The sequence below is a fragment of the Streptomyces cathayae genome (genome assembly GCF_029760955.1).
Taxonomy (GTDB): Bacteria; Actinomycetota; Actinomycetes; order Streptomycetales; family Streptomycetaceae; genus Streptomyces; species Streptomyces cathayae.
The window spans coordinates 3,509,654-3,534,621 of the sequence record NZ_CP121682.1; the positions used below are offsets into that span (position 1 = coordinate 3,509,654).

At 72.3% G+C, this 24,968-nt stretch carries 23 protein-coding genes; 9 read left to right on the plus strand and 14 right to left on the minus strand.

The features are described 5' to 3' along the window. Positions 1-41 precede the first annotated feature (41 nt). Positions 42-1,934 carry a BACON domain-containing protein gene (locus PYS65_RS15875; RefSeq protein WP_279334604.1) on the minus strand — a complete coding sequence of 631 codons (1,893 nt, stop codon included), beginning with the start codon at positions 1,932-1,934 and terminating at the stop codon, positions 42-44. Between the two features lie 176 nt (positions 1,935-2,110). Between PYS65_RS15875 and radA the strand changes: the two genes are divergently transcribed. Together radA and disA are read left to right on the plus strand one after the other, a co-directional pair. Continuing rightward, a complete protein-coding gene (gene radA, locus PYS65_RS15880) occupies positions 2,111-3,520 on the plus strand; it encodes a DNA repair protein RadA (protein ID WP_279334605.1) in 1,410 nt (469 codons plus the stop codon). An 82-nt stretch (positions 3,521-3,602) separates the two neighbouring features. After that, positions 3,603-4,727, plus strand: a complete 1,125-nt coding sequence (gene disA / locus PYS65_RS15885) for a DNA integrity scanning diadenylate cyclase DisA (RefSeq protein WP_279334606.1) — start codon at positions 3,603-3,605, stop codon at positions 4,725-4,727. 69 nt (positions 4,728-4,796) lie between these two features. Here disA and PYS65_RS15890 read toward each other — a convergent pair whose 3' ends face one another. Then, the gene (locus tag PYS65_RS15890; RefSeq protein ID WP_279334607.1) at positions 4,797-5,660 is read right to left on the minus strand and encodes a hypothetical protein; all 864 of its coding nucleotides are present in this window, start codon (positions 5,658-5,660) and stop codon (positions 4,797-4,799) included. Positions 5,661-6,008: 348 nt separating this feature from the next. Here PYS65_RS15890 and PYS65_RS15895 point away from each other — a divergent pair, with 348 nt between their 5' ends. The 5 genes from PYS65_RS15895 to cseC all read left to right on the plus strand — a co-directional run bounded on the left by PYS65_RS15895 (position 6,009) and on the right by cseC (position 10,549). After that, a complete protein-coding gene (locus PYS65_RS15895; protein WP_279334608.1) occupies positions 6,009-6,995 on the plus strand; it encodes an HhH-GPD family protein in 987 nt (328 codons plus the stop codon). 293 nt (positions 6,996-7,288) lie between these two features. After that, entirely contained in the window at positions 7,289-7,828 is a 540-nt protein-coding gene (locus PYS65_RS15900) for a SigE family RNA polymerase sigma factor (RefSeq protein ID WP_279334609.1), read from the plus strand. Beyond that, complete coding sequence (locus PYS65_RS15905; protein WP_279334610.1) at positions 7,816-8,484, plus strand: hypothetical protein; 669 nt, start codon at positions 7,816-7,818, stop codon at positions 8,482-8,484. Before PYS65_RS15900 ends, PYS65_RS15905 begins: the two co-directional genes overlap by 13 nt. An 11-nt stretch (positions 8,485-8,495) precedes the next feature. Then, positions 8,496-9,194 carry a two-component system response regulator CseB gene (gene cseB, locus PYS65_RS15910; protein ID WP_279334611.1) on the plus strand — a complete coding sequence of 233 codons (699 nt, stop codon included), beginning with the start codon at positions 8,496-8,498 and terminating at the stop codon, positions 9,192-9,194. Between the two features lie 8 nt (positions 9,195-9,202). Further along, complete coding sequence (gene cseC, locus PYS65_RS15915) at positions 9,203-10,549, plus strand: two-component system sensor histidine kinase CseC (protein ID WP_279334612.1); 1,347 nt, start codon at positions 9,203-9,205, stop codon at positions 10,547-10,549. 271 nt (positions 10,550-10,820) lie between these two features. On the opposite strand, the gene PYS65_RS15920 is transcribed toward cseC, so the two are convergent. Beyond that, the gene (locus PYS65_RS15920) at positions 10,821-11,561 is read right to left on the minus strand and encodes a M23 family metallopeptidase (RefSeq protein ID WP_279334613.1); all 741 of its coding nucleotides are present in this window, start codon (positions 11,559-11,561) and stop codon (positions 10,821-10,823) included. A gap of 443 nt (positions 11,562-12,004) precedes the next feature. Here PYS65_RS15920 and PYS65_RS15925 point away from each other — a divergent pair, with 443 nt between their 5' ends. Further along, entirely contained in the window at positions 12,005-12,691 is a 687-nt protein-coding gene (locus tag PYS65_RS15925) for an HAD family acid phosphatase (RefSeq protein WP_279334614.1), read from the plus strand. A 90-nt stretch (positions 12,692-12,781) separates the two neighbouring features. Here PYS65_RS15925 and PYS65_RS15930 read toward each other — a convergent pair whose 3' ends face one another. Continuing rightward, positions 12,782-15,307, minus strand: a complete 2,526-nt coding sequence (locus tag PYS65_RS15930) for an ATP-dependent Clp protease ATP-binding subunit (protein WP_279334615.1) — start codon at positions 15,305-15,307, stop codon at positions 12,782-12,784. A gap of 430 nt (positions 15,308-15,737) precedes the next feature. Here PYS65_RS15930 and PYS65_RS15935 point away from each other — a divergent pair, with 430 nt between their 5' ends. Then, on the plus strand, positions 15,738-16,409 hold the full coding sequence (locus PYS65_RS15935; RefSeq protein WP_279334616.1) for an SCO3374 family protein: 672 nt from the start codon (positions 15,738-15,740) through the stop codon (positions 16,407-16,409). Here the strand turns inward: PYS65_RS15935 and PYS65_RS15940 are convergent. From PYS65_RS15940 to PYS65_RS15985, 10 genes are all read right to left on the minus strand, one after another. Continuing rightward, positions 16,388-16,723 (minus strand): histone-like nucleoid-structuring protein Lsr2, encoded by a 336-nt coding sequence (locus PYS65_RS15940; protein ID WP_279334617.1) that lies wholly within the window; start codon positions 16,721-16,723, stop codon positions 16,388-16,390. The genes PYS65_RS15935 and PYS65_RS15940 overlap by 22 nt on opposite strands. 287 nt (positions 16,724-17,010) lie before the next feature. After that, positions 17,011-17,544, minus strand: a complete 534-nt coding sequence (locus tag PYS65_RS15945) for an amino-acid N-acetyltransferase (protein WP_279334618.1) — start codon at positions 17,542-17,544, stop codon at positions 17,011-17,013. 9 nt (positions 17,545-17,553) lie between these two features. After that, a complete protein-coding gene (locus tag PYS65_RS15950; protein WP_388707553.1) occupies positions 17,554-18,009 on the minus strand; it encodes a BlaI/MecI/CopY family transcriptional regulator in 456 nt (151 codons plus the stop codon). Positions 18,010-18,243: 234 nt separating this feature from the next. Beyond that, a complete protein-coding gene (locus tag PYS65_RS15955; protein WP_279334620.1) occupies positions 18,244-18,423 on the minus strand; it encodes a hypothetical protein in 180 nt (59 codons plus the stop codon). A gap of 64 nt (positions 18,424-18,487) precedes the next feature. Then, positions 18,488-19,225, minus strand: coding sequence for a hypothetical protein (locus PYS65_RS15960; protein ID WP_279337965.1), 738 nt, complete (start codon positions 19,223-19,225; stop codon positions 18,488-18,490). Between the two features lie 123 nt (positions 19,226-19,348). Beyond that, positions 19,349-20,146 carry a type III pantothenate kinase gene (locus PYS65_RS15965; protein WP_279334621.1) on the minus strand — a complete coding sequence of 266 codons (798 nt, stop codon included), beginning with the start codon at positions 20,144-20,146 and terminating at the stop codon, positions 19,349-19,351. A gap of 9 nt (positions 20,147-20,155) precedes the next feature. Then, the gene (nadC, locus tag PYS65_RS15970) at positions 20,156-21,148 is read right to left on the minus strand and encodes a carboxylating nicotinate-nucleotide diphosphorylase (protein WP_279334622.1); all 993 of its coding nucleotides are present in this window, start codon (positions 21,146-21,148) and stop codon (positions 20,156-20,158) included. Between the two features lie 5 nt (positions 21,149-21,153). After that, positions 21,154-22,875, minus strand: coding sequence for an L-aspartate oxidase (locus tag PYS65_RS15975; protein WP_279334623.1), 1,722 nt, complete (start codon positions 22,873-22,875; stop codon positions 21,154-21,156). After that, positions 22,872-23,867: a pantoate--beta-alanine ligase gene (gene panC, locus PYS65_RS15980; RefSeq protein WP_279334624.1), complete on the minus strand. Its 996-nt coding sequence runs from the start codon at positions 23,865-23,867 to the stop codon at positions 22,872-22,874. Before panC ends, PYS65_RS15975 begins: the two co-directional genes overlap by 4 nt. Next, entirely contained in the window at positions 23,864-24,841 is a 978-nt protein-coding gene (locus PYS65_RS15985) for a Rossmann-like and DUF2520 domain-containing protein (protein ID WP_279334625.1), read from the minus strand. The genes panC and PYS65_RS15985 overlap by 4 nt, the downstream gene beginning before the upstream one ends. Between the last annotated feature and the right edge of the window lie 127 nt (positions 24,842-24,968).

Consider the following 24,968-nt stretch of genomic DNA (forward strand, 5'->3'; position numbering starts at 1 on the left):
GCCTGCGGGGCACGGAGCACACGGCGCACGCGGTGCACGCGTCAGGACGCGGACGGGCTCGCGTCGCCGCCGGCGGCGGACGGTGACGCCGAGTCCGCCGGGGTGGTGGAGGCCGGGCCCGTCGAGGCCGGGTCGCCCGGTGTCGGGCCGGGAGGCTCCGGCTCGATGAATTCCGGGTCGGCGGGTTCCGGCTCGGGGGACGGGGGCGGCCCGCTCGGGCCGGGCTCCGACGGGGCCGGTGACGTGGGCGTCGGATCCGGGGCCCGGGACGGCGGCGGCGGCCCTTCCGGCTCGCCGGAGCTCGGGGGAGGGGCGCTCGGGGAGCCGGGGTGCGCGGACCCCGGGCTTCCGGGATGGCCGGGGCCACCGGAGTGCGACCCGCCGGGGGCGGAGGGGCCGGGGGCCGGACCGTGGCCGGTGATGGTCACCACCGCGCCGGCGGGTGAGACCGCCACCCGCGCGCTCCAGTGGCCGGACGGCTCGCGCAACTGGTCGACGTACACCCTGATCGTCCATGACTGGCCCGGTCGGAGCGTCCCCGACGACTGGCTCAGGTACAGCCAGGACACACCCGTCGACGCGGACCAGCGGACCGGGGCGGAGCCCCTGGCGGTCAGCGTGATCAGCGTGGTGTCACCGCTGCGAGCGGCTGTGACGCCCAACGCGTCGGCGCCCGTACGGCCGTCCCCGGCGACGCCGACGACCTCCACGGACACGTCGGCGTCGCCGTCCCCGCCGTCCTCGCCGTCCCTGCCCTTCTTACCGTTCCTGCCCACCTTGCCGAAAGGGCCGTCCGGCCGGGTGCTGGCGTTGCCGGCGTTCTCGTAGCCGCCCGCTCCCTCGCCGTCGAGGTCGACGGGCGTGTCGGCCTCCCGCGCGGAGGCGGAGCGGCCGTCCCCGGCCTCACCGACCGAGGTGCCTCGGTAGGCGGCCCACAGCGCGAGCACGGGGGCCGCGACGACGGTGGCGACGACGGTCGTCGTGACGGCGCGCGCGCGCAGCCGCTCTCTTCGCGCGATCCGGTCCCTGGGATCCATCGGGAAGCCGCGCCGGTCGAAGCGGGGCGCGGCACCACGCGCGCGTCGCTGCCGCGCCATCGCCGCGTGCAGGGCGGCGTCGGGAACCGCCAGGACGGGCAGTTCGTCGGGGGTGACGCTGGTGCCGGGCCAGCGGCCGGGGACGGCGTGCTCGGCGGTACGGCGGCAGCGCGGGCAGTCGTCGACGTGCCGGACGAGTTCGCGGCGCAGCATACTGCTGAGCACGAGCCGGTCGTCGCCGGCGAGGTGCGCCACGCCCCGGCAGGCACCGGACTCGACGACGGCGAGCGCCGCGCGGGTGCGCTCGACCTCGCAGGCGGCGGAGGCGAGCAGTTCGCGGGCGGCGACGGGTTCCATGCCGAGCACGGCGGCGACCTCGTGGGCCCCGAGGTGGTGGCGGACGGCGAGTTCGAGCACCTCGCGCTGCTCCGGTGCGGTGCCCGCGGCCTCCGGCCAGGCCAGCAGGGCCAGCTCACCGCGCCGCTGCTCCTGGACCTCCTCGGAGACGGCCGGGGCGGTGGCGGTCCGGTCCGGTCCTCTCCGGCCGCCGCGGCCCGCCGCATGGGTGACCTGCCGTTCCTGCCGGGCCTCGGCCAGCTTGCGCAGACACGCCCAGCGGGCCAGCGCGTACAGCCAGGCCCTGCGCTCCCCGGCCGCGTCCGGCACCTGCCGTCCGCGGCGCTCCGCGAGCGTGAGGACCTCGGCCAGGGCGGCGGTCGCCGCGTCGTGGTCGCACAGCACGGAGAGGCAGTAGGTGAACAGGCCGTCCAGGTACGGTTCGTGGCATACCGACGGCCGGTGCGCCAGCGTGCGGGCGGCCCCCCGGTCGCGCACCTCCCGGTGCGCCCGGTGTACGCCGGTCATGCGGGTCGGGATCTCCGGGCCACTGCTCATCATTCGGCGACCGTAGGCGGCCGGGGGTGGCCCCTTCCGGAGCCCTGCGCAGTTTTAATCCGTACGGGTGAAACGATCCCTCAATCGGGGACAGGAACCTTTCGCCTCACGGCCGGCGTGGGTTCCGTGCGGCGGGCTCCGGTCCCCGGTTGTCAGTGGCGGGGGCTACCGTTTCGACCATGGCTGCCCGTACCAAGACCACCAAGGACCGACCGTCCTACCGCTGCACCGAGTGCGGCTGGCAGACGGCCAAATGGCTCGGCCGCTGCCCCGAGTGCCACGCCTGGGGGACGGTCGAGGAGTACGGCGTGCCCGCGGTCCGTACGACGACCCCGGGGCGGGTCACCACCTCCGCCCTGCCCATCGGCCAGGTCGACGGCCGTCAGGCCACGGCCCGCTCCACCGGTGTCCCCGAGCTGGACCGGGTGCTCGGCGGCGGGCTGGTCCCGGGCGCCGTCGTCCTCGTCGCGGGCGAGCCGGGCGTCGGCAAGTCCACGCTCCTGCTGGACGTCGCGGCCAAGTCGGCGAGCGACGAGCACCGCACGCTCTACGTGACGGGCGAGGAGTCGGCGAGTCAGGTCCGGCTGCGGGCCGACCGCATCCACGCCATCGACGACCATCTGTACCTCGCCGCCGAGACGGACCTGTCCGCCGTGCTCGGCCACCTCGACGCGGTGAAGCCGTCCCTGCTGATCCTCGACTCGGTGCAGACGGTCGCCTCCCCGGAGATCGACGGGGCGCCGGGCGGCATGGCCCAGGTCCGTGAGGTGGCCGGCGCGCTGATCCGGGCCTCCAAGGACCGCGGGATGTCCACCCTCCTGGTGGGCCACGTCACCAAGGACGGCGCGATCGCGGGCCCGCGGCTGCTGGAGCACCTGGTGGACGTGGTCCTGAGCTTCGAGGGCGACCGGCACGCGCGCCTGCGCCTGGTCCGGGGCGTCAAGAACCGCTACGGCACGACCGACGAGGTCGGCTGCTTCGAACTGCACGACGAGGGCATCACGGGCCTGGCCGACCCCAGCGGGCTGTTCCTCACCCGCCGTGCGGAGCCGGTCCCGGGCACCTGTCTGACGGTGACGCTGGAGGGCCGCCGCCCCCTGGTCGCCGAGGTGCAGGCGCTCACGGTCGACTCGCAGATCCCCTCCCCCCGCCGCACCACGTCCGGACTGGAGACCTCACGCGTCTCGATGATGCTCGCGGTCCTCGAACAGCGCGGCCGCATCAGCGCCTTGGGCAAGCGCGACATCTACTCCGCGACGGTCGGCGGGGTGAAACTCTCCGAACCGGCGGCGGATCTGGCCGTCGCGCTCGCCCTGGCGTCGGCGGCGAGCGACACCCCGTTGCCCAAGAACCTGGTCGCGATCGGCGAGGTCGGCCTCGCGGGCGAGGTGAGGCGGGTCACGGGCGTGCAGCGCAGACTCTCCGAGGCACACCGCCTGGGCTTCACGCACGCGCTCGTGCCGGGCGATCCGGGCAAAATCCCGTCAGGAATGAAGGTTCTGGAAGTCGCGGACATAGGGGACGCCCTGCGCGTCCTTCCCCGCTCCCGTCGCCGAGAGGCCCCACGGGACGAGGAGGACCGCCGGTAGACTTTGCCCTGGTCTCGCCCGTCCGTACGAACCGAGTGCGCGAAACAGGGGCGCCCCAGTACATCGCGACCGGAGGAGTGCAGTGGCAGCCAACGACCGGGCAGCAGCTCCCGGAAAGTCCGGCGGGAGCGCCGGTTCCGATCGCCAGATGCGCGCCTCACTGAGTGCCGTGGCACCCGGTACCGCCCTCCGTGACGGTCTGGAGCGCGTCCTGAGGGGCAACACCGGTGGTCTCATCGTGCTCGGTTCCGACAAGACCGTGGAGACGCTGTGCAGTGGCGGCTTCGTCCTGGACGTCGAGTTCACCGCGACCCGGCTGCGTGAGCTGTGCAAACTGGACGGCGGCATCGTCCTGTCGTCCGATCTGTCGAAGATCCTCCGGGCCGGCGTCCAGCTGGTGCCGGACCCGACGATCCCGACCGAGGAGACCGGTACCAGGCACCGCACCGCCGACCGCGTCTCCAAGCAGGTCGGCTTCCCGATCGTCTCGGTCTCCCAGTCGATGCGCCTGATCGCGCTGTACGTCGACGGCCACCGCCGCGTCCTGGAGGACTCGGCGGCGATCCTGTCCCGCGCCAACCAGGCGCTCGCGACGCTGGAGCGCTACAAACTCCGCCTCGACGAGGTCGCCGGCACCCTGTCGGCGCTGGAGATCGAGGACCTGGTGACCGTGCGGGACGTGTCGGCGGTCGCGCAGCGGCTGGAGATGGTGCGCCGCATCGCCACCGAGATCACCGAATACGTGGTCGAACTGGGCACCGACGGCCGCCTCCTCTCCCTCCAGCTCGACGAGTTGATCGCGGGAGTGGAGCCGGAGCGCGAGCTGGTCGTGCGGGACTACGTCCCCGAGCCCACAGCCAAGCGCGCCCGCACCGTCGACCAAGCCCTGCACGAGCTGAACGCGCTCCCCCAGGCCGAGCTCCTGGAACTGTCGACGGTGGCCCGTGCCCTGGGGTACACCGGGTCCCCCGAGACACTGGACTCGGCGGTCTCCCCGCGCGGCTTCCGGCTGCTGGCCAAGGTGCCGAGGCTGCCCGGAGCGATCATCGACCGCCTGGTGGAGCACTTCGGCGGCCTGCAGAAGCTGCTCGCCGCCAGCGTGGACGACCTCCAGACGGTGGACGGCGTCGGCGAGGCCCGCGCCCGCAGCGTCCGGGAGGGCCTGTCGAGGCTGGCGGAGAGTTCGATCCTGGAGCGGTACGTCTAGCGGTCGGCCCGGCCCGTCCGGACCGCTCCCGGATCCGGCCCGCTCCGGCCGCTCCGGTCCGGGTGAACCTCAGGCGTTCTCCAGCACGAAGGACGTCTGCACCTTCGCGAACCCCGGTGCCTTCGCCTCCACCAGATACGTACCGGCCTTCGCCGACCCCGCCGGCGGCGTCGCGCACTGCGCGGCGCTCGGCTTGCGGTCCCACTTCACGCCGTACGTGATGCTGTCGCCGGCGGGCACCCGGAAGACGAGGCTCCGCGGGCCCTTCGGACAGTCGTCCGACGCCCAGTACGCCTCGTCACCGTCCGCCTGAGTGATCGTCAGCACCGCGCTCTCCGGCCCGAGGTCGACCTTGCAGTCGCTGCCGGAGATGTTCCGCGCGGTCAGCCGGAAGGCGGGCTCCGCGTCGGGCTCGTAGGCGTTGCGGACGCTGCGCAGACTGAACTTCACCGCGCTCGGGGTGCAGTCGGGCAGTCCGGACCCGGCCGGCAGCGCGTCCCCCGCGCCGACCCCCGCCGAGGCACCGCCCGCGGAACCGTCGGCATCGCCACCACCGGTACCGCTGCCGCCGTCGCCACCACCGGTACCGCCGTCCGAGCCGCCGCCGGAGTCACCGGGGTCGCCGTTCGCCCCGTCGTCCTCCGCACCGGCCCCGGACGAGGCGCCGCCCGAGCCCTCACCGCCCGACTCGTCCCGTCCGCCCGGCGCCTGACTGATCGCCGGCCCCGAACTCGAGGGCCCCGGGGCGATGGTGGACGGCGCGGGATTCTTGCCGTTGGCCCCGTTCTCGTGTCCCCCGTCGCCCCCGTCGCCGGAGACGACGATCCAGGTGACGAGCAACGCCAACACCCCCAGCAGGGACAGCAGTACTGCCCTCCTACGCCAATAGATGGAGGAGGGAAGCGGCCCGACCGGATTGCGCAGAGATCCCACGGCGCAAACTGTACGAGAGATCCGGGCCGGCACCGGCCCCACCCGCCGCCAAGAGCCACAACTTTTCAGGATCATCATCCCGGAAACCGCCCGCTGCGCCCGCCTCTCGCCGGGCGCGGTGCGCGATGATCGCACGGTGTGACCGTTTCGGCATCCTGGACACGATCCGTGACCGCGGGCTTCGCGGGCGGCGAGCGGCACCGTCGACGCGGCACTCCGACGCGGCACTCCGACCCCCCACGCGTTCGCGATCGCGGCGCTTGCACCTCTGGCCAGAACCCTGTCGCCCGCTTGACGGGGTGGCGGAGTGCCCGTTCCCGTGGGTGGTCGTGGCAGGATCGAGGTGCCATGACTGCTCCCACCAGGCCCCCGCACAGCGGCACCGCCGAGACCACCGAGCCCACCCGGACCACCGAGACCGCCGACACCTCCGCCGACGACACAGCGCCCCAGCGTGCTCCCGGAGAGCCGCTGCACTCCCCCGTCATCGACTGGTTCGACGAGCACGCCCGGGATCTTCCGTGGCGGCGCCCGGAGGCCGGCGCGTGGGGGGTGATGGTCAGCGAGTTCATGCTCCAGCAGACCCCGGTGAACCGGGTCCTGCCCGTCTACGAACAGTGGCTGGCCCGCTGGCCGCGCCCCGCCGACCTCGCCGCCGAGGCACCCGGTGAGGCCGTCCGCGCCTGGGGCCGGCTCGGTTACCCGCGCCGCGCACTGCGGCTGCACGGCGCCGCCGCCGCCATAACGGAACGGCACGGTGGCGACGTACCCACCGACCACGCGCAGCTCCTGGCGCTGCCCGGCATCGGCGAGTACACGGCGGCCGCCGTGGCGTCGTTCGCGTACGGGCAGCGGCACGCGGTGCTGGACACCAATGTCCGCCGGGTGTTCGCCCGCGCGGTCACCGGTGTGCAGTACCCGCCGAACGCCACCACCGCCGCCGAACGCCGGCTCGCCCGCGCGCTGCTGCCCGAGGACGAGTCGACCGCCGCGCGGTGGGCCGCCGCCTCCATGGAGCTGGGGGCGCTGGTGTGCACGGCGAAGAACGAGGCGTGCCACCACTGTCCGATCGCCGCGCAGTGCGCCTGGCGGCTCGCGGGCAAGCCGGCGCACCAGGGACCGCCACGCCGGGGCCAGACGTACGCGGGCACGGACCGTCAGGTCCGCGGGCGGCTGCTGGCCGTGCTGCGGGAGGCGCACGGCCCTGTCCCGCAGGGGGTCCTGGACCGGGTGTGGCACGAGCCGGTGCAGCGCGCGCGTGCGCTGGACAGCCTCGTCGCCGACGGCCTGGTCGAACCCCTGCCCGGCGGGCTGTACCGGCTGCCGCTGACCTGACGCGCCGGCGGGCCGCCCGCTCCCCGCGTACGGGGGTCCGCCGGCACCCCGGCGCGGCCATATCGCCCCACACTCCCCCCAACCGCCCCACTCCTTTACCTCGTTCCTACTTCCGTTACACAACCGACGGACAGCCGACGGCCGGCCGCAGGCTGCCCCGCACAGTGCCGTGACAACACCTCCGTAACTTCGTTCCCGTGCCCTCCAGTCAGGGACACGACGACCGCGGATCACAGCGGTGGGGACCGGACCGCACGGGCGGGCCGGCGCGGGGAGCGGAAGGGCGGAACACCATGACGCAGGGCGAGGTGCTCGGGTTCGAGGAGTACGTCCGCACCCGGCAGGACGCGCTGCTGCGCAGCGCCCGCCGTCTGGTGCCGGACCCCGTCGAGGCGCAGGACCTGCTGCAGACCGCGCTGGCCCGGACCTACGGCCGCTGGGACGGCATCGCCGACAAGCGGCTGGCCGACGCCTACCTGCGCCGCGTCATGATCAACACGCGGACCGAGTGGTGGCGCGCCCGCAAGCTGGAGGAGGTGCCGACCGAGCAGCTCCCGGACGCCCGCGTGGACGACGCCACCGAGCAGCACGCCGACCGCGCACTCCTGATGGACGTGCTGAAGGTGCTCGCCCCGAAGCAGCGCAGTGTGGTGGTGCTGCGACACTGGGAGCAGATGTCCACGGAGGAGACGGCCGCCGCCCTCGGCATGTCGGCGGGAACGGTCAAGAGCACGCTGCACCGGGCGCTCGCCCGGCTCCGCGAGGAGCTGGAGGCCCGCGAACTGAACGCACGCGCGCTGGAGCATGAGGAGCGGGAGCGTTGCGCGGCCTGACCGGCGCGGGGCCCGACCGGGCCCGGAAGACCGCCCGGGCGGCGACCACGGTGACGTCCGTGCTCGCCGCTCTCGGCCTTGTCGCCACCGCCTGCGGTACGGGCGGCACCGGCGCACGGGACGAGGGGCCCGCGCACGCGGAGTCGGCGGCCGACGGCCGGTCCTCGGCTCCGTCCTACGCGGCCTCGCGCATGCCGGTCACGTCCGGTGCCCGCGTGGACGCGGTGCGGCTGGTCAAGGGCGACCCGACGGTCTCGGCGGCGGTCAAACAGGAGCTGAAGCCGTGCGTGGCCGACGAGTACCCCGTCGACGTGAGCTACGGGAACCTCACCGGAGGGACCGTGGACGATGTCGTCGTCAACGTGCTGACCTGCAGCGACGCGGTGGGCGTCGGCTCGTACGTGTACCGCGGCCAGGGCGGCGCGTACCGGAACGTGTTCAGGACCGAGGAGCCGCCGGTGTACGCGGAGATCGACCGCGGGGACCTGGTGGTGACCCTGCAGGTGTACGAGCGGGGCGACCCCGTGTCGAGTCCCTCCGGCGAGAACGTCATCACCTACCGCTGGACCTCGGACCGGTTCGCCGAGAAGTTCCGCACCCACAACGACTACGGCAAGGTGGCGGGCACGGAGCCGACGCCGGTGCCCGACAGCTGAGGAGCACCGGTATGGCAGACCAGACCCACGTGCTGTTCGTCGAGGACGACGACGTCATCCGTGAGGCCACCCAACTCGCCCTGGAGCGGGACGGTTTCGCGGTCACCGCGATGCCCGACGGGCTGTCCGGCCTGGAGGCGTTCCGGGCGGACCGGCCCGACATCGCGCTGCTGGACGTCATGGTCCCCGGCCTCGACGGGGTCAGCCTGTGCCGGAGCATCCGCGACGAGTCGATGGTTCCGGTGATCATGCTGTCGGCGCGCGCGGACTCCATCGACGTCGTCCTGGGCCTGGAGGCGGGCGCCGACGACTACGTGACCAAGCCGTTCGACGGCGCCGTCCTGGTCGCCCGCATCCGTGCGGTGCTGCGCCGCTTCGACCGGGCGAACGGCGGCCGGCGGGATCCGGCGGCCGCGGACGACGGGGGCGTCCTGGCCTTCGGCGAGCTGGAGATCGACACCGTGGGCATGGAGGTGCGGCGGGCCGGGGAGCCCGTGTCCCTGACACCGACCGAGATGCGGCTGCTGCTGGAGTTCTCGTCGGCGCCGGGCACCGTGCTCTCCCGCGACCGACTGCTCGAACGCGTGTGGGAGTACGGCTGGGGCGGCGACACCCGGGTCGTCGACGTCCATGTGCAGCGGCTGCGCGGGAAGATCGGCCAGGACCGCCTCGAGACGGTCCGCGGCTTCGGCTACAAACTGAAGGCCTGAGCAGGGACATGCGGGGGTACTTCCGGCGCCCGGTGCGAGCGGTTCTCGACCGGGCGGGCATCCGGACCGGTCTGCGATGGAAACTCAGTGCCGCCATCGCCCTGGTCGGCGCGCTGGTGGCGCTCGCGCTGAGCCTGGTGGTGCACAACGCGGCCCGGGTGTCGATGCTGGACAACGCGCGCGATCTCGCCGACGAACGCATCATGATCGCCCAGCGCAACTACGAGCTGTCCGGGCGGCTGAACTTCCCCAACACCAGGATCGACGACCCCGAGCTGCCGGCCGAGCTGCGGGCCAAGGTCGAGGCGGGCCGGCGCGCGACGTACGTGGCCGACCGGCCGGGCGGGACGCCGGACATCTGGGCGGCCGTACCGCTGCAGGACGGGCATGTCATGTCCCTGCACTCGGGCTTCACCGACCGCAGCTCGAACATCCTCAGGGACCTCGACCGGGCCCTGGTGATCGGCTCCATCGCGGTCGTCCTGGGCGGCAGCGCGCTCGGGGTGCTGATCGGCGGCCATCTGTCCCGTCGGCTGCGCAACGCGGCGAGCGCCGCCCACCGGGTCGCCAAGGGGGAGAGGGACGTCCGGGTGCGCGAGGCCATCGGCGGGGTCGTCCTGGACGAGACCGACGACCTGGCCAGCGCGGTGGACGCGATGGCGGACGCGCTGCGGCAGCGGCTGGAGGCCGAGCGCCGGGTCACCGCCGACATCGCGCACGAACTGCGCACCCCGGTGACCGGTCTGCTGACCGCCGCCGAACTGCTGCCGCCGGGCCGGCCGACCGAACTGGTGCTGGACCGGGCGAAGGCCATGCGCACCCTGGTCGAGGACGTCCTGGAGGTGGCCCGGCTGGACGGCGCCTCCGAGCGGGCCGAACTGCAGGACATCCTGCTGGCCCGGTTCGTCACCCGGCGGATCGCGGCGAAGGACCCGGACGTCACGGTGCACGTGGTGCACGAGTCGGAGGTCACCACCGACCCGCGGCGGCTGGAGCGGGTGCTCTTCAACCTCCTCGCCAACGCCGCCCGGCACGGCAGGCCGCCCATCGAGGTCTCCGTCGAGGGGCGGGTCGTCCGGGTCCGCGACCACGGGCCCGGCTTTCCCGCGGACCTGCTCGCCGAGGGGCCGAGCCGGTTCCGCACCGGCAGCGCGGACCGGGCCGGCCGCGGCCACGGCCTGGGGCTGACCATCGCGGCCGGGCAGGCCCGGGTGCTGGGGGCGCGGCTCACCTTCCGCAACGTACGACCGGCCGGAGCCCCGAAGGACGCGCCGGCCGAGGGCGCGCTCGCCGTGCTGTGGCTGCCGGAACACGCGCCGACGGACACGGGGAGCTACCCGATGCTGTCCCAGTGAGGGACCGCCGCGGCGGGCACGCGGGTGCCGAAAGCCCTCCGGACGGGAGAACCCGACGGAGGGCTTGGAAGACATACGCGGACGGTCGGACCGGCTCGCTCATCGCGGTGCCGGGACCGGATCGCCGTCCTTCGATCCGGTCGCTCAGGCCCTCCGGGGCACCGGAGGGTCCTGAGACCCCGGGTGCCGGGTGGGCCGGGCCACCCGGGAGGGTGCGCAGCACCGGGTACACGACACTGGGTACCCGGGGCCGGCTCTCACCACGGGGTTCTCAGAGCCGGACGCCCTTGCCACTCAGGAACTTCACCGGGTCGATGGCGGAGCCGTAGCCCGAGCTGGTCCGGATCTCGAAGTGCAGGTGGGGACCGCTGGAGTTGCCCGTGTTGCCGGACAGGGCGATCTTCTGGCCGGTCTTGACGACCTGGCCGGGCTGCACGTTCACCTGGGAGAGGTGGGCGTACTGGGAGTACGTGCCGTCGCCGTGGTTGACGACGACGGCGTTGCCGTACGCCGGACCGTCGCCGGCGCCGTTGCCGCCCGCCTTCACGATCGTGCCGCCGTGCGTGGCCACGACCTCGGTGCCGCTCGGCACGGCGTAGTCCTGGCCGCTGTGGGCGGACTGCCACATGCCGCCGGCCTGGGCGTAGCTCGCGGAGACCGTGTAGCTCTTCACCGGGCTGACCCAGGACGCCGCCTTCTTGGCGGGCTGGGCGGCCTTCTTCGCCTCGGCCGCCTTCTTCGCCTCGGCCGCCTTCTTCGTCTCGGCCGCCTTCTTCGCCTCGACGGCCTTGGTCTGCGCGGCCTTGGCCTGGGCGGTCGCCTGGGCCTGCACGGCGGTGGCGCTGGCGCTGGCGCTGGTGGTGGCGGTGGTGGCGGTGGCGGCCGTGTTGCTGGCGGCGGCCGCGATCCCGACTCCCGCGACAGCCGAGACCCCGACACCGGCGGCCAGCACGGCAGCACGGGTGCGGAGGTGGGAGGCGAGGAAGGAACGGGACGTGACGCGCTGGAACATCGAAACCTCATGGGGGAGGGAGCAGAGGAAAACCACCCGGCGAACAGGTCCGCGCTGCAGTGGCCATTCCTTGGTAACCCGACCACCCACAAAGCCACAAAGGGGGTCATCTACGACGGAAGTTCGTACTTCTGTCGTGAGATGCACGTCTCTTGACACAGCCGACAGGCGGGGCGAAAGCCCCATTTAAGGCTGATCGATCAGAGATTTAACCCAAATATCCGCTTTGCCCCATAGCCTCTTGCCACTATTTCGGCTAGTACCGGACAAAACGCCTGTGCAGCATGTCACCGGGAGCCCGGAGCGGACATTCCATAAATGTGGCGTACGCCTCTAGCCGCCTACCGCCCGGTAACCCTACGGTTCCCCTCGCGCCACCCTCACAGACGAACATGCACACGACATGTTGACAGCGTTATGAGCGTGAGAGGACCCCTCACCCCATGAGAAGCCGACGCCCCTGGCTGCGCCGTGCATCGGTGACCGCCGTGTCCGCCGCGGCCCTGATGGCCCTGGCCGTCCCCGCCCAGGCCGCAAGCACCTCCGGCACTCCCGCGACCACCACCACGACGGCTGCCGACTCGACCACCACCCCGGCAGCCACCACCGCCGCCGCGGCCACGACGGCCGCCGCAGCCGTCGACCACGAGACCTGGCAGCGGGACTGCCGGGCGGTCATGGACCAGGCCCTGCCCCAGCTGAAGCAGCGCATCGCGGCCCCGCGGCCGGGCGAGAAGCAGGCGATCGTCCTCGACATCGACAACACCGCGCTGGAGACCGACTTCGGGTTCAGCTTCCCGCAACCGGCCAACAAGCCGGTCCTGGAGGTCGCCGAGTACGCCCAGGAGCGCGGTGTCGCGGTGTTCTTCGTGACCGCCCGGCCGGGCATCATCCACGCCCCCACCGCCTTCAACCTCGACCACGCCGGATACGAGTCCGCCGGGCTCTACGTCCGCGGCTTCTTCGACCTGTTCCGGAACGTGGCCGAGTACAAGACGGCACAGCGCGTCGACATCGAGTCGAAGGGCTACACGATCATCGCCAACATCGGCAACAGCGCCACCGATCTGTCGGGCGGCCATGCCGAGAGGACCTACAAGCTGCCGGACTACGACGGCCGGCTGTCGTAGGCACGGGGCGTCCGGACATCCGGACGTCCGGGCATGCGAGAGGGGCCGGTGCCCTGCTCGGGCACCGGCCCCTCTCGGCTGCCGTGACGCTTACGCTTCCTTGCTGAGGTTCGGGCCGGCTCCACCGGCCGCCTGCTCGATCGGCGGGACGTCGGGCAGGGCCGACTTCTCCTCACCGCGGAAGGTGAAGGTGGCGGTCTCGCCCTCGCCCTCGATGTCCACGACCACGATGTGACCGGGACGCAGCTCGCCGAAGAGGATCTTCTCCGACAGCGAGTCCTCGATCTCGCGCTGGATGGTCCGGCGCAGCGGCCGGGCGCCCAGCACGGGGTCGTAGCCCCTCTTGGACAGCAGCTCCTTGGCGGACTGGGAGAGCTCGATGCCCATGTCCCGGTCCTTCAGGCGCTCGTCCACCTTGTCGATCATCAGGTCGACGATCTTGAGGATGTCGTCCGGGGTGAGCTGCGGGAAGACGACCACGTCGTCGACGCGGTTGAGGAACTCGGGACGGAAGTGCTGCTTGAGCTCGTCCGACACCTTGTTCTTCATGCGCTCGTAGTTGGTCTTCTTGTCGCCCGCGGCGGCGAAGCCCAGGTTGAAGCCCTTGGAGATGTCCCGGGTGCCGAGGTTGGTCGTCATGATGATGACCGTGTTCTTGAAGTCCACGACCCGGCCCTGGGAGTCGGTCAGGCGACCGTCCTCCAGGATCTGCAGCAGCGAGTTGAAGATGTCCGGGTGGGCCTTCTCGACCTCGTCGAAGAGGACGACCGAGAACGGCTTGCGACGCACCTTCTCCGTCAGCTGACCGCCCTCCTCGTAGCCCACGTAGCCGGGGGGCGAACCGAAGAGGCGCGAGACCGTGTGCTTCTCGCTGAACTCCGACATGTCGAGGGAGATCAGCGCGTCCTCGTCACCGAAGAGGAACTCGGCGAGGGCCTTGGACAGCTCGGTCTTACCGACACCGGACGGACCGGCGAAGATGAACGAGCCACCGGGACGCTTCGGGTCCTTCAGGCCGGCACGCGTACGGCGGATCGCCTTGGACAGCGCCTTGACGGCGTCGATCTGGCCGATGACCCGCTTGTGGAGCTCGTCCTCCATGCGCAGCAGACGCGAGGACTCCTCCTCGGTCAGCTTGAAGACCGGGATGCCGGTGGCCGTGGCGAGGACCTCGGCGATCAGGTCACCGTCGACCTCGGCGACGACGTCCATGTCGCCGGCCTTCCACTCCTTCTCCCGCTTCGCCTTGGCGGACAGGAGCTGCTTCTCCTTGTCCCGCAGCGAGGCGGCCTTCTCGAAGTCCTGCGAGTCGATCGCGGACTCCTTGTCCCGGCGGACGCCGGCGATCTTCTCGTCGAACTCGCGCAGGTCCGGCGGCGCGGTCATCCGGCGGATGCGCATCCGGGAACCGGCCTCGTCGATCAGGTCGATCGCCTTGTCCGGGAGGAAGCGGTCCGAGATGTACCGGTCGGCCAGCGTGGCCGCCTGGACCAGCGCCTCGTCGGTGATGGAGACGCGGTGGTGCGCCTCGTACCGGTCGCGCAGACCCTTGAGGATCTCGATGGTGTGCGGCAGGGACGGCTCGGCGACCTGGATCGGCTGGAAGCGGCGCTCCAGGGCCGCGTCCTTCTCCAGGTGCTTGCGGTACTCGTCCAGCGTGGTCGCGCCGATGGTCTGCAGCTCACCGCGGGCCAGCATCGGCTTCAGGATGGAGGCCGCGTCGATGGCGCCCTCGGCGGCACCCGCACCGACCAGCGTGTGCAGCTCGTCGATGAACAGGATGATGTCGCCGCGGGTGCGGATCTCCTTGAGCACCTTCTTCAGGCGCTCCTCGAAGTCACCGCGGTAGCGGGAGCCGGCGACCAGGGCACCGAGGTCCAGGGTGTAGAGGTGCTTGTCCTTGAGGGTCTCGGGCACCTCGCCCTTGACGATGGCCTGGGCGAGGCCCTCGACGACGGCGGTCTTGCCGACGCCGGGCTCACCGATCAGCACCGGGTTGTTCTTGGTGCGGCGGGACAGCACCTGCATGACCCGCTCGATCTCCTTCTCGCGCCCGATGACCGGGTCGAGCTTGGACTCACGAGCGGCCTGGGTGAGGTTCCGGCCGAACTGGTCGAGGACCAGGGACGTGGAGGGGGTGCCCTCGGCAGGACCGCCGGCGGTGGCGGTCTCCTTGCCCTGGTAACCGGAGAGCAGCTGGATGACCTGCTGCCGCACCCGGTTGAGATCTGCGCCCAGCTTGACCAGGACCTGGGCGGCGACGCCCTCGCCCTCGCGGATCAGGCCGAGCAGGATGTGCTCCGTGCCGATGTAGTTGTGACCCAGCTGCAGCGCCTCGCGGAGCGACAGCTCGAGCACCTTCTTGGCACGGGGAGTGAAGGGGATGTGGCCGGAGGGCGCCTGCTGCCCCTGGCCGATGATCTCCTCCACCTGCTGGCGGACCGCCTCGAGCGAAATCCCGAGGCTCTCAAGGGCCTTGGCGGCGACACCCTCACCCTCGTGGATCAGGCCCAGGAGAATGTGCTCGGTGCCGATGTAGTTGTGGTTGAGCATCCGGGCTTCTTCCTGAGCCAGGACGACAACCCGCCGCGCGCGGTCGGTGAACCTCTCGAACATCGTTAATCGCTCCTCAGAGCGGTCAGGCAGTGGGGGGAACTTCCCCTCCCTGTCCTTCCGCAGCTTAGTCCCGCAAGCGGGGACCGCTCATTCCTACTGCCGACACCCTCGATGGCCTCCTGACCCCGAACGCCGACATATGCTTCAACCCGATGGTGCGAGACGATGTTCCCGCAGGCCAGGTAGTTACCCCCATCTCCAGTACGCCCATGGCGAACGGAATGCGTCCCCGCCCTGCGTGTCGTCCCCTCCCACTAGGGATGTCTTACCCGCTGCCACCGACCATCCATGCCGAGTGCACGGGTTCCCTCCGCTACGGGCGAACAGCCTTGTGTCTCCCCACATCCCCTCACAGCCCTCATTCGACACTCTGTGCGCATATGCGTACACCTAGCGTAACCCGAATGGTCTTCCGACGGTTGCACTTGGCATGGTCGGCCCGAGCACGCCAGGCGAACCGAACGGACCCAGCGGCCCGGTCGGACCGGTCGATCCGGTCCGGCACTGGTACGAGAACGAACAGGGCTGGCCGACGGTGCCCGGGGACCCGGTCCGACTGGCGGTGGGAGTGCGCTTCGACGTCCTGGACGTACCCGCCGAGGCGGGACACGCGGCACTGGAGCGCCTGCGGGGGGACGGGCGGACGGGACCGGCGGCCGCGGGTTTTCCGGTGGCCCTGCAGCGCGGCCGGATGCTGCTGCTGATGGCCGCGGGCAGCGCGGAGGAACTGCCGGGACTGCTCGACTGGCTGGAGTGGGGCACGCTGGCCCTGGATCTCACCGCGATCGGCGCGGGCGGCCTCATCGACGCTCCGCCGCCCCCCGCGGCCGGCCCCGGTGCTCTCCGGCCGCCTGCGGTCCGCGCCGGTTCACAGGGGGCCGCCGTCTGGCTGCGACCCCCCGGTCCGGGGCGCGAGGGCGAGGCCTCGCTGCCGGCACTGTCGGCGACGGGGGGCCGGGGCGACGCCCCCGATCTCGTACGACTGGTGAGCACGGTGGCCACTCAGTGCCACCGCGTTCGACTGCTGCGCGCCTGCGACCGGCCGCCGGCCGGCATGCGCGAGGCCGGTCGAACCGACGCTCAGCCGTTCGCCCGCTCGTAGGCCTCGCGAATGGCCGCGGGTACACGGCCGCGGTCGTTGACCTCGTGGCCGTTCGCCTTCGCCCAGGCGCGGATCGCCGCGGTGTCCTGGTTGCCGGCGGAAGAGGCGCGGGCCTTTCCACGCCCGCCCGAAGCACGGCCTCCCGTCCGACGGCCGCCCTTCACGTAAGGCTCGAGAAGGCCGCGGAGCTTGTCCGCATTGGCGGTGGTGAGATCGATCTCGTATGTCTTGCCGTCCAACGCGAACGTCACGGTCTCGTCCGCCTCGCCGCCGTCGAGGTCGTCGACAAGAAGGACCTGAACCTTCTGTGCCACCGGATTTCCTTTCATCGACAACTTGAGGACCGGGATGTACCGGCATCCGCCGTATCGCCGTCCCCTTGTTATATGAACTACTGCAGTACCTCGGAAAGCAAACCGCTTTTGACGAAAAAACACAAACCCCGGGGAGAGGTCCGTCGCCGTCCGACGGCCCGGAAACGTGCGCGTTTCGGACATAGGGAACGAGGTCAAGGCACGATGCGGAATACGTCTTGGCGTTGTGCGCGGGGCCCTCCGCCGCATGGCATCGGGCACGGAACACGGGCCCGGAACGGCGACGATCACAGATGCAGAAGCATGCGGCTGTTGCCCAGGGTGTTCGGTTTCACTCGTTCGAGACCAAGGAACTCCGCGACTCCCTCGTCATAGGAACGCAGCAGCTCGGCGTACACATCGGTGTCGACCGGCGTCTCACCGATCTCCACGAAGCCGTGGCTGCCGAAGAAGTCGACTTCGAAGGTCAGACAGAAAACCCGGCGAACACCGAGCCAGCGGGCGGTCTGCAGCAACTTCTCCAGCAAGTGGTGGCCCACACCGGCGCCCTTCAGACCGGGCTTCACGGCGAGAGTACGGACTTCCGCGAGGTCTTCCCACATCACATGCAGCGCGCCGCAGCCGACCACCTCGGCGTTGTCGTCCCGTTCCGCGATCCAGAACTCCTGGATCGCCTCGTAAAGCGTCACCGTTGCTTTGTCGAGCAGGATGCCCTTGCGGACGTAGGCGTCCAGGAGGCGGCGCACGGCCGGGACGTCGCTGGTGCGGGCCCGGCGGACGGTGATGGCTTTTGCGGTGACATCGGGGCTGTCTGCTGACATGAGCGGACGCTATCGCCCGCTGCGGCCCTCTGCGGAGGCGGGGTTCTCACCCGGGGGTTCCGCCGGGCCGGATCGTGGAACGGATCCGGGTTGTTCGGCCGGGCGGGGTTGTTCGGCCGGGCGGGGTTGTTCCGTCGTTTCCGGCAGCCCGACAACGCGTACCGCGTCCCGGAGGGACTGACGCTGTTCCTCGCTCATCATGCCGAAGAAGGCGACGAGTGCGGCGGCCCCGTTGTCGCTCTGCGACCACGCCTCGTTCATCAGCGCGGCGGCGTAGGCGGCGCGGGTGGAGACCGCCTCATATCGATAGGCCCGGCCTTCCGCCTCACGGCGCACCCAGCCCTTCTGATGGAGATTGTCCAGAACGGTCATCACCGTGGTGTACGCGATGGACCGTTCCTTCTGCAGATCTTCCAGGACTTCCCGAACGGTCACCGGGCGGTTCCACTTCCACACCCGCGTCATGACCGCGTCTTCGAGTTCTCCCAATGGGCGAGGCACAACTGCACAGTAGTGGGAAATACCGCCCGCTGCTTACCGAACGCACTTGAACACTGGTGAACACCGGTGAACGCGGACAAAAAGGGCGCACGGTCCGCGCCCGACCACGCCCGAGCCGTACGCCCGGACCGGCCCGCCTCGCCCGCCGCGCCTGTCGCGCTTCCGCGCTCTCGCGCTTCCGCGCTCTCGCGCTCCCGGTCAGCCGTCGGCCCTGGTGGAGGGCTGCCGGGCGCCCTCCGCGCGGGCGAGGGCCGCGTCCACGGCGGCGTCCTCCTTGGCCTTGTTGGCGCCGCCCTGGGTTTTCACGATCACCCGGATCACAGCGATGAAGAGGGCGGCCATGACGGCCGAGGGCAGCAGCGCGGCGACGTATTCCATGGGTCCAGAGTAGCCAGGGCGCGGCGGACGGCCGGGCCGGGGTGGGCGCGGTCCGGCGGGTTTTTCAGCCCGCGGCCAGCCGCCGGCCCGACGGGGGCGGAACCGGCTTGCGGCGGGGGAAGACCTCGCCCGGGGTGGGAAAGGGCCGGCCGGGCTTCGGCGCACCGGGGGCGGGGGCCGGGTCGGGGACGGGCTCGGGCCGCGGGGCGGACGGCTCGCGCTCCGGCTTCTTCTTGCCCCTCTCGGACTTCTCGGCCTTCTCGGGCTTCTCGGCCTTCTCGATCTTCTCGGACCGCTCCGGCTTCTCCGAGCTCTCGCCGCCCTCGGCACCCTCCACCCCTTCGGCCCCCTCAGCCTGGCCGCCCGGCAGGGCGAGGAGCCGGAGGCGGGAGACCGGGGCGCCGGGCAGGGGGTCGGCGACAGGGACCGCGCGGCCGGCCAGGCGGGCGCGTACGTCCTGCTCGGCGAGGAGCCGGCAGCGGTCCAGGAGGGCGGCGGCGGTGGGGTTGCCGCGCAGCGCCCGGAGCGCGGCGAGATCGTCGGGGTCGGGGCGGTATCCGGCGCCCAGCGCCTCCTCCAGGAGCACGAGATAGCCGGCGGCTGTTCCGGGCAGGGCGGCGCGGTAGCGGCCGAGGTCGGCCACCAGGAAGGCGCGCAGCCTGGCGCACTCCCGCATCGCCTCGTCGAGGGAGTCGGCGAGGCGGAGGCAGTCCTGGACGTCTTCGGCCGAGGCGGACATGGGGTGCAGGGCGAGGGCGAGGGCGCGGCGGAGCACACGCAGCTCCTCCGCGCCGAACACCATGCCGCCGCGCGTTCCGTAGGGCGTGGGCATGCCGTGACGATACGCGCTAATCAGACAAACCCCGCATAACGGACGGGTGTGGCGTGGGGCGGCCACCCGGGTGGAAGGCGTCCGCCCGCTCCCTCACATCCGCGACACGTTCCGTTCGTAGACCAGGCGCAGGCCGATGAGGGTCAGCCAGGGCTCGTGCTCGTCGATGACCTCGCTCTCGCCCAGGACCATCGGCGCCAGTCCGCCCGTCGCGATGACGGTCACCTGCTCGGGGTCGTCGGAGAGCTCACGGGCCATCCGGCGGGCCACACCGTCCACCTGGCCGGCGAAGCCGTAGACGATGCCGGACTGCATCGCCTCGACCGTGTTCTTGCCGATCACGCTCCGGGGCCGCGCCACCTCGATCTTGCGCAGTTGCGCGGCCCTGACCCCGAGGGCCTCCACCGAGATCTCGATGCCGGGGGCGATGACCCCGCCGACGTACTCCCCGCGCACCGAGATCGCGTCGAAGGTGGTGGCGGTGCCGAAGTCGACGACGATCGCCGGACCGCCGTAGAGCTCGTTCGCCGCGACCGCGTTGATGATGCGGTCGGCGCCGACCTCCTTGGGGTGGTCGAACTGGATCGGCACGCCCGTCTTCACGCCCGGCTCGACCAGTACCGCGGGCACGTCGCCGTAGTAGCGGCGGGTCACCTCACGGAGTTCGTGCAGGACGGAGGGGACCGTCGCGCAGATGGCGATGCCGTCGATACCGTCCCCCAGTTCGTCGCCGAGCAGGGGGTGCATGCCCATCAGGCCCTGGAGCAGGACCGCGAACTCGTCGGCCGTGCGGCGCGGATCGGTGGAGATCCGCCAGTGTTCGACGATGTCCTCGCCGTCGAACAGACCCAGGACGGTGTGCGTGTTGCCCACGTCGATCGTCAGCAGCATGGCCGGCCCCTACTCCGCTGCCCGCAGGTCCAGGCCGATGTCCAGGATCGGCGAGGAGTGGGTGAGGGCTCCCACGGCGAGGTAGTCGACTCCCGTGCCGGCGTACGCCTTGGCGTTGCCGAGGGTGAGCCGGCCGGACGCCTCCAGCGCTGCCCGGCCGGCGACGACGGCCACGGCCTCCTCGCACTCACCGGGCGTGAAGTTGTCCAGCAGGATCAGGTCGGCGCCGGCGTCCACGACCTCACGGAGCTGGTGCAGGGTGTCGACCTCGACCTCGATCGGTACGTCGGGGAAGCGCTCCCGGACCGCCTGGAAGGCCTGGGCGACACCGCCCGCGGCGACGACGTGGTTGTCCTTGACCAGGGCCGCGTCGGAGAGCGACATGCGGTGGTTGACGCCGCCGCCGCAGCGCACGGCGAACTTCTCCAGGGAACGCAGGCCCGGGGTGGTCTTGCGGGTGTCGCGGACCTCGGCCCGGGTGCCCTCCAGGGCGTCCGCCCACGCGCGCGTGGCCGTCGCGATGCCCGACAGACGGCACAGGAGGTTCAGGGCGCTGCGCTCCGCCGTGAGGAGGTCCCGGGTGCGGGCGGTGACGGAGAGCAGCTTGTCACCGGCCTCCACCCGGTCGCCGTCCTCCACGTGCCGTTCAACCTCGAACTCCGACGTGCAGACCACCGACATGACGGCCTCGGCGATCCTCAGGCCCGCCACGACGCCCGCTTCCCGCGCGGTGAAGTCGGCGGTGGCGACGGCGTCCTCCGGGATGGTCGCGACCGTCGTCACGTCCACACCGCCCGCCAGGTCCTCCTGGATGGCGACCTGGGCGATGTCCTCGACCTCCACCGGGTCCAGACCGGAATCGGCCAGGAGCTGGGCGAGCGCGGGGTCGAGGCCGCACTCCGTGTAATCGTCATAGCTGTCGTATCCGTCGGGGGCTTCGCCGCAAGCGCAGCCGTCACCGCAGCCACCGGACGGGGCGAGGGGAAGATCTGGGGTGGTCACGGCAGTCACTGCTCCTGAGGGGCCTGAAGGGGGAGGGTCGGGGGGAAGTCTGTGGTGTCGGTGGTGTGCGCCGCCAGCGTGCGGTCCGGATTCAGCCGTACGACGATGTGCCGGCGCCAGGCGGTGTCGTCGCGCTCGGGCCGGTCCTCGCGCCAGTGGCAGCCGCGGGTCTCCTCGCGCTGCCGCGCGGCGGCGACCAGGACGCGGGCCACGCACAGGAGGTTGGTGGCCTCCCAGGTGTCGACGCCGGGCTCGGCGGTCTTGCCGTTCTCGTCGAGGGCGTCGCGGGCGTCGGCGTGCAGCCGCCGGAGCCCGTCGGCGGCCCGGTCGAGCGAGTCGGCGGAGCGCAGCACACCGGCGCCCCGGGTCATGATCCGCTGGATGGTGAAGCGGGCCTCCGGGGGGAGCAGGGGGTGCCGGGGGCGGCCGGCCTGCGGGAGGGGCTGGGGCACGCGCGCGTGGAGGGTGTCCCCGGTCCGGCTCGCGGCGATGTCGGCGACGATGCGCTCGGCGTAGACCAGGCCCTCCAGGAGGGAGTTGGAGGCGAGCCGGTTGGCGCCGTGCACGCCGGTGCAGGCGACCTCCCCGCACGCGTACAGACCGGGGACGGTGGTGCGGCCCCGGGAGTCGGTGCGGACGCCGCCGGAGGCGTAGTGGGCGGCCGGGGCGACCGGGACGGGCTCGGTGACCGGGTCGATGCCGTGGGCGCGGCAGGCGGCGAGGATCGTCGGGAAGCGGTGCTCCCACATCTCGGCACCGAAGTGGCGGGCGTCGAGGTACATGTGCTCGGCGTCCCGCTCCCGCATCCGGCGCATGATGCCCTTGGCGACGATGTCGCGCGGGGCGAGTTCGGCAAGCTCGTGCTGCCCCGTCATGAAGCGCACGCCGTCGGCGTCGACCAGGTGGGCGCCCTCGCCGCGTACCGCCTCGGAGACCAGGGGCTGCTGGCCCTCCGCGTCGGGGCCGAGGAACAGGACGGTCGGGTGGAACTGGACGAACTCGAGGTCGCTGACCTCGGCGCCCGCGCGCAGGGCCAGCGCCACACCGTCGCCGGTGGAGACGGAGGGGTTCGTGGTCGCGCTGAACACCTGGCCCATGCCACCGGTCGCGAGCACCACCGCGGGGGCGTGCACGGCCCCCACGCCGTCGTGCTGGCCCTCCCCCATGACGTGCAGGGTCACACCCGCAGTGCGGCCCTCGGCGTCCGTCAGCAGGTCCAGGACGAGCGCGTTCTCGATGGTGCGCGTTCCGGCCGCGCGCACGGCCTCCACCAGCGCGCGGGAGATCTCCGCGCCGGTGGCGTCCCCGCCCGCGTGCGCGATGCGCCGGCGGTGGTGACCGCCCTCCCGGGTCAGTTCCAGGCCGCCCTCGGAGGACTCGTCGAAGTGGGCGCCGGTGGCGATGAGACGGCGTACCGCGTCGGGGCCCTCGGTGACGAGGAGGCGGACCGCTTCCTCGTCGCACAGGCCCGCGCCGGCCACCAGGGTGTCGTCCCGGTGCTGCTCGGGGGTGTCGCCCTCGCCCAGGGCGGCGGCGATGCCGCCCTGGGCCCAGCGGGTGGAGCCGTCGTCGAGCCGGGCCTTGGTGACCACGACGGTGGTCAGTCCGGCGGCCTCGCAGCGCAGCGCCGCGGTCAGTCCGGCGACACCGGAGCCGACGACCACGACGTCGGCGTCGATGGACCACCCGGGCGCGGGCGCGTGCAGTCGTATGCCGGTGCTGGTCACGAGGTGGCTCCGAGGGTGCCGAAGGTCAGGGGGAGGTTGTCGATCAGGCGGGTCGTCCCGACCCGGGCGGCCACCGCGAGGACGGCCTCGCCGGTGAAGTCGGCGCCGATCCCGGTGAAGTCCGAGGGGTCGACCAGGGCCAGGTAGTCCAGGGTGAGCGGCGGGGTGAGGCGGGCTGCCCCGTCGAGGACCTGGCGGGCGGCGGCGAGGACGGCCGCCGGGCCGGCCGCCGTGGCGACGGCGTGCGCGTCGGCCGCCGCGCGGGACTCGCCCAGCGCGTTGAGCGCCTCGGCCCGCGCGTGCGTGGAGGGCACTTCGCGGGCCCGCGCGCGCAGTGCCTCCTGCGCGGCGTGCCGGTCCCGGCCGGCGAACAGCGCGCCGGACAGCGCGAGGGCGGTGCGCCGCTCCGCGGCGGAGAGGTAGCGGTTGCGGCTGGACAGGGCCAGTCCGTCCTCCTCGCGGACGGTGGGGACCGCGACGATGTCGACGCCGAAGTTCAGGTCGCGCACCATGCGGCGGATCAGGGCGAGCTGCTGGGCGTCCTTCTGGCCGTACAGGGCGACGTCGGGGCGCGTGAGGTGCAGCAGTTTGGCGACGACGGTGAGCATGCCGTCGAAGTGACCGGGGCGGGTGGCGCCCTCCAGGCGTTCGCCCATGGGGCCGGCGCTGATCCGGACCTGGGGCTCGCCGCCCGGGTAGACCTCGTCGGCCGACGGGGCGAAGACGGCGTCGGCGCCCGCCCGCCCGGCGACGTCGAGGTCGGCGTCCAGGGTGCGCGGGTACCGGTCGAGGTCCTCGCCCTCGCCGAACTGCAGCGGGTTGACGAAGACGGTGGTCACCACCTCGCCGTCGGCGCCCACGAGGTCGCGGGCGGCGCGGATCAGGGTGGCGTGGCCCTCGTGCAGGGCGCCCATGGTCATCACCACGGCGCGGCGGCCCGTGCGCGCGCGTGCGTGCAGTTCCCCGGCGGTGCGCAGCAGGGTGGTCGTCATCGGGATTCCCCTCCGCCGTCGCCTTCGCCGTCGCCTTCGCCGGGGGCTCCCGTGCCGCCGGTGGTGTCCGTCGTCCCGCCGGCGAGTACCCCGAGCAGGTCCTCGGCGAGCTCCGGCTTCAGCAGGCCGTGGGCGAGGGCGCGGTCCGCGGTCGCGCGGGCCATCGCCAGGTAGCCGGCGACGGCCTGCGGGGCGTGCCGCCGCAACTCGGCGACGTGCGCGGAGACGGTGCCGGCGTCACCGCGCGCGACGGGGCCGGTGAGGGCCGCGTCGCCGGAGCGCAGGGCGTTGTCCAGGGCCGCGCCGAGCAGCGGGCCGAGCATCCGGTCGGGTGCCTCGACCCCGGCGGTGCGCAGCAGTTCCAGGGACTGCGCGACCAGGGTGACCAGGTGGTTGGCGCCCAGGGCGAGGGCCGCGTGGTAGAGCGGGCGGTTCTCCTCGGCGATCCACTCCGGTTCGCCGCCCATCTCGATCACCAGCGCCTCGGCGGCCAGCCGCAGCTCCCCGGGCGCCGTCACGCCGAAGGAGCACCCGGCGAGCCGCTGCACGTCCACGGGGGTGCCGGTGAACGTCATCGCCGGGTGCAGGGCCAGCGGCAGCGCCCCGGCCCGCAGGGCGGGGTCCAGCACCTTCGCGCCGTACCGCCCGGAGGTGTGCACGAGGAGTTGGCCCGGCCGCACCGCCCCCGTCCCGGCGAGTCCGGAGACCAGCTCGGGCAGCGCGTCGTCCGGGACGGTCAGCAGCACCAGCTCGGCCCGCGCCAGCACCTCGGCGGGCGGGACCACCGGTACGCCGGGGAGCAGTTGCTCGGCCCGCCCCCTGGACGCGGCGGAGACGGCGGAGACGGCCACCGGTCGGTGTCCGGCGAGTCGGAGGGACGCGGCCAGGGCCGGGCCCACCCGCCCGGCGCCGACGACGCCGACGGTGAGCCGCGCGGGGCGGTCCCTGGGATCCGGTTGTGGGGCTGTGTTCACGCGACGGCGGCCTTCCCGTTCCAGTCCGCTCGGGGTACCGGACGATTTCTCGTCATGTTAACGCGATCGGTTCCCCGGGTGTTCGGTCGCGCCGTCGTGTGCGGAACGCGGAACGCAGAACACGGAG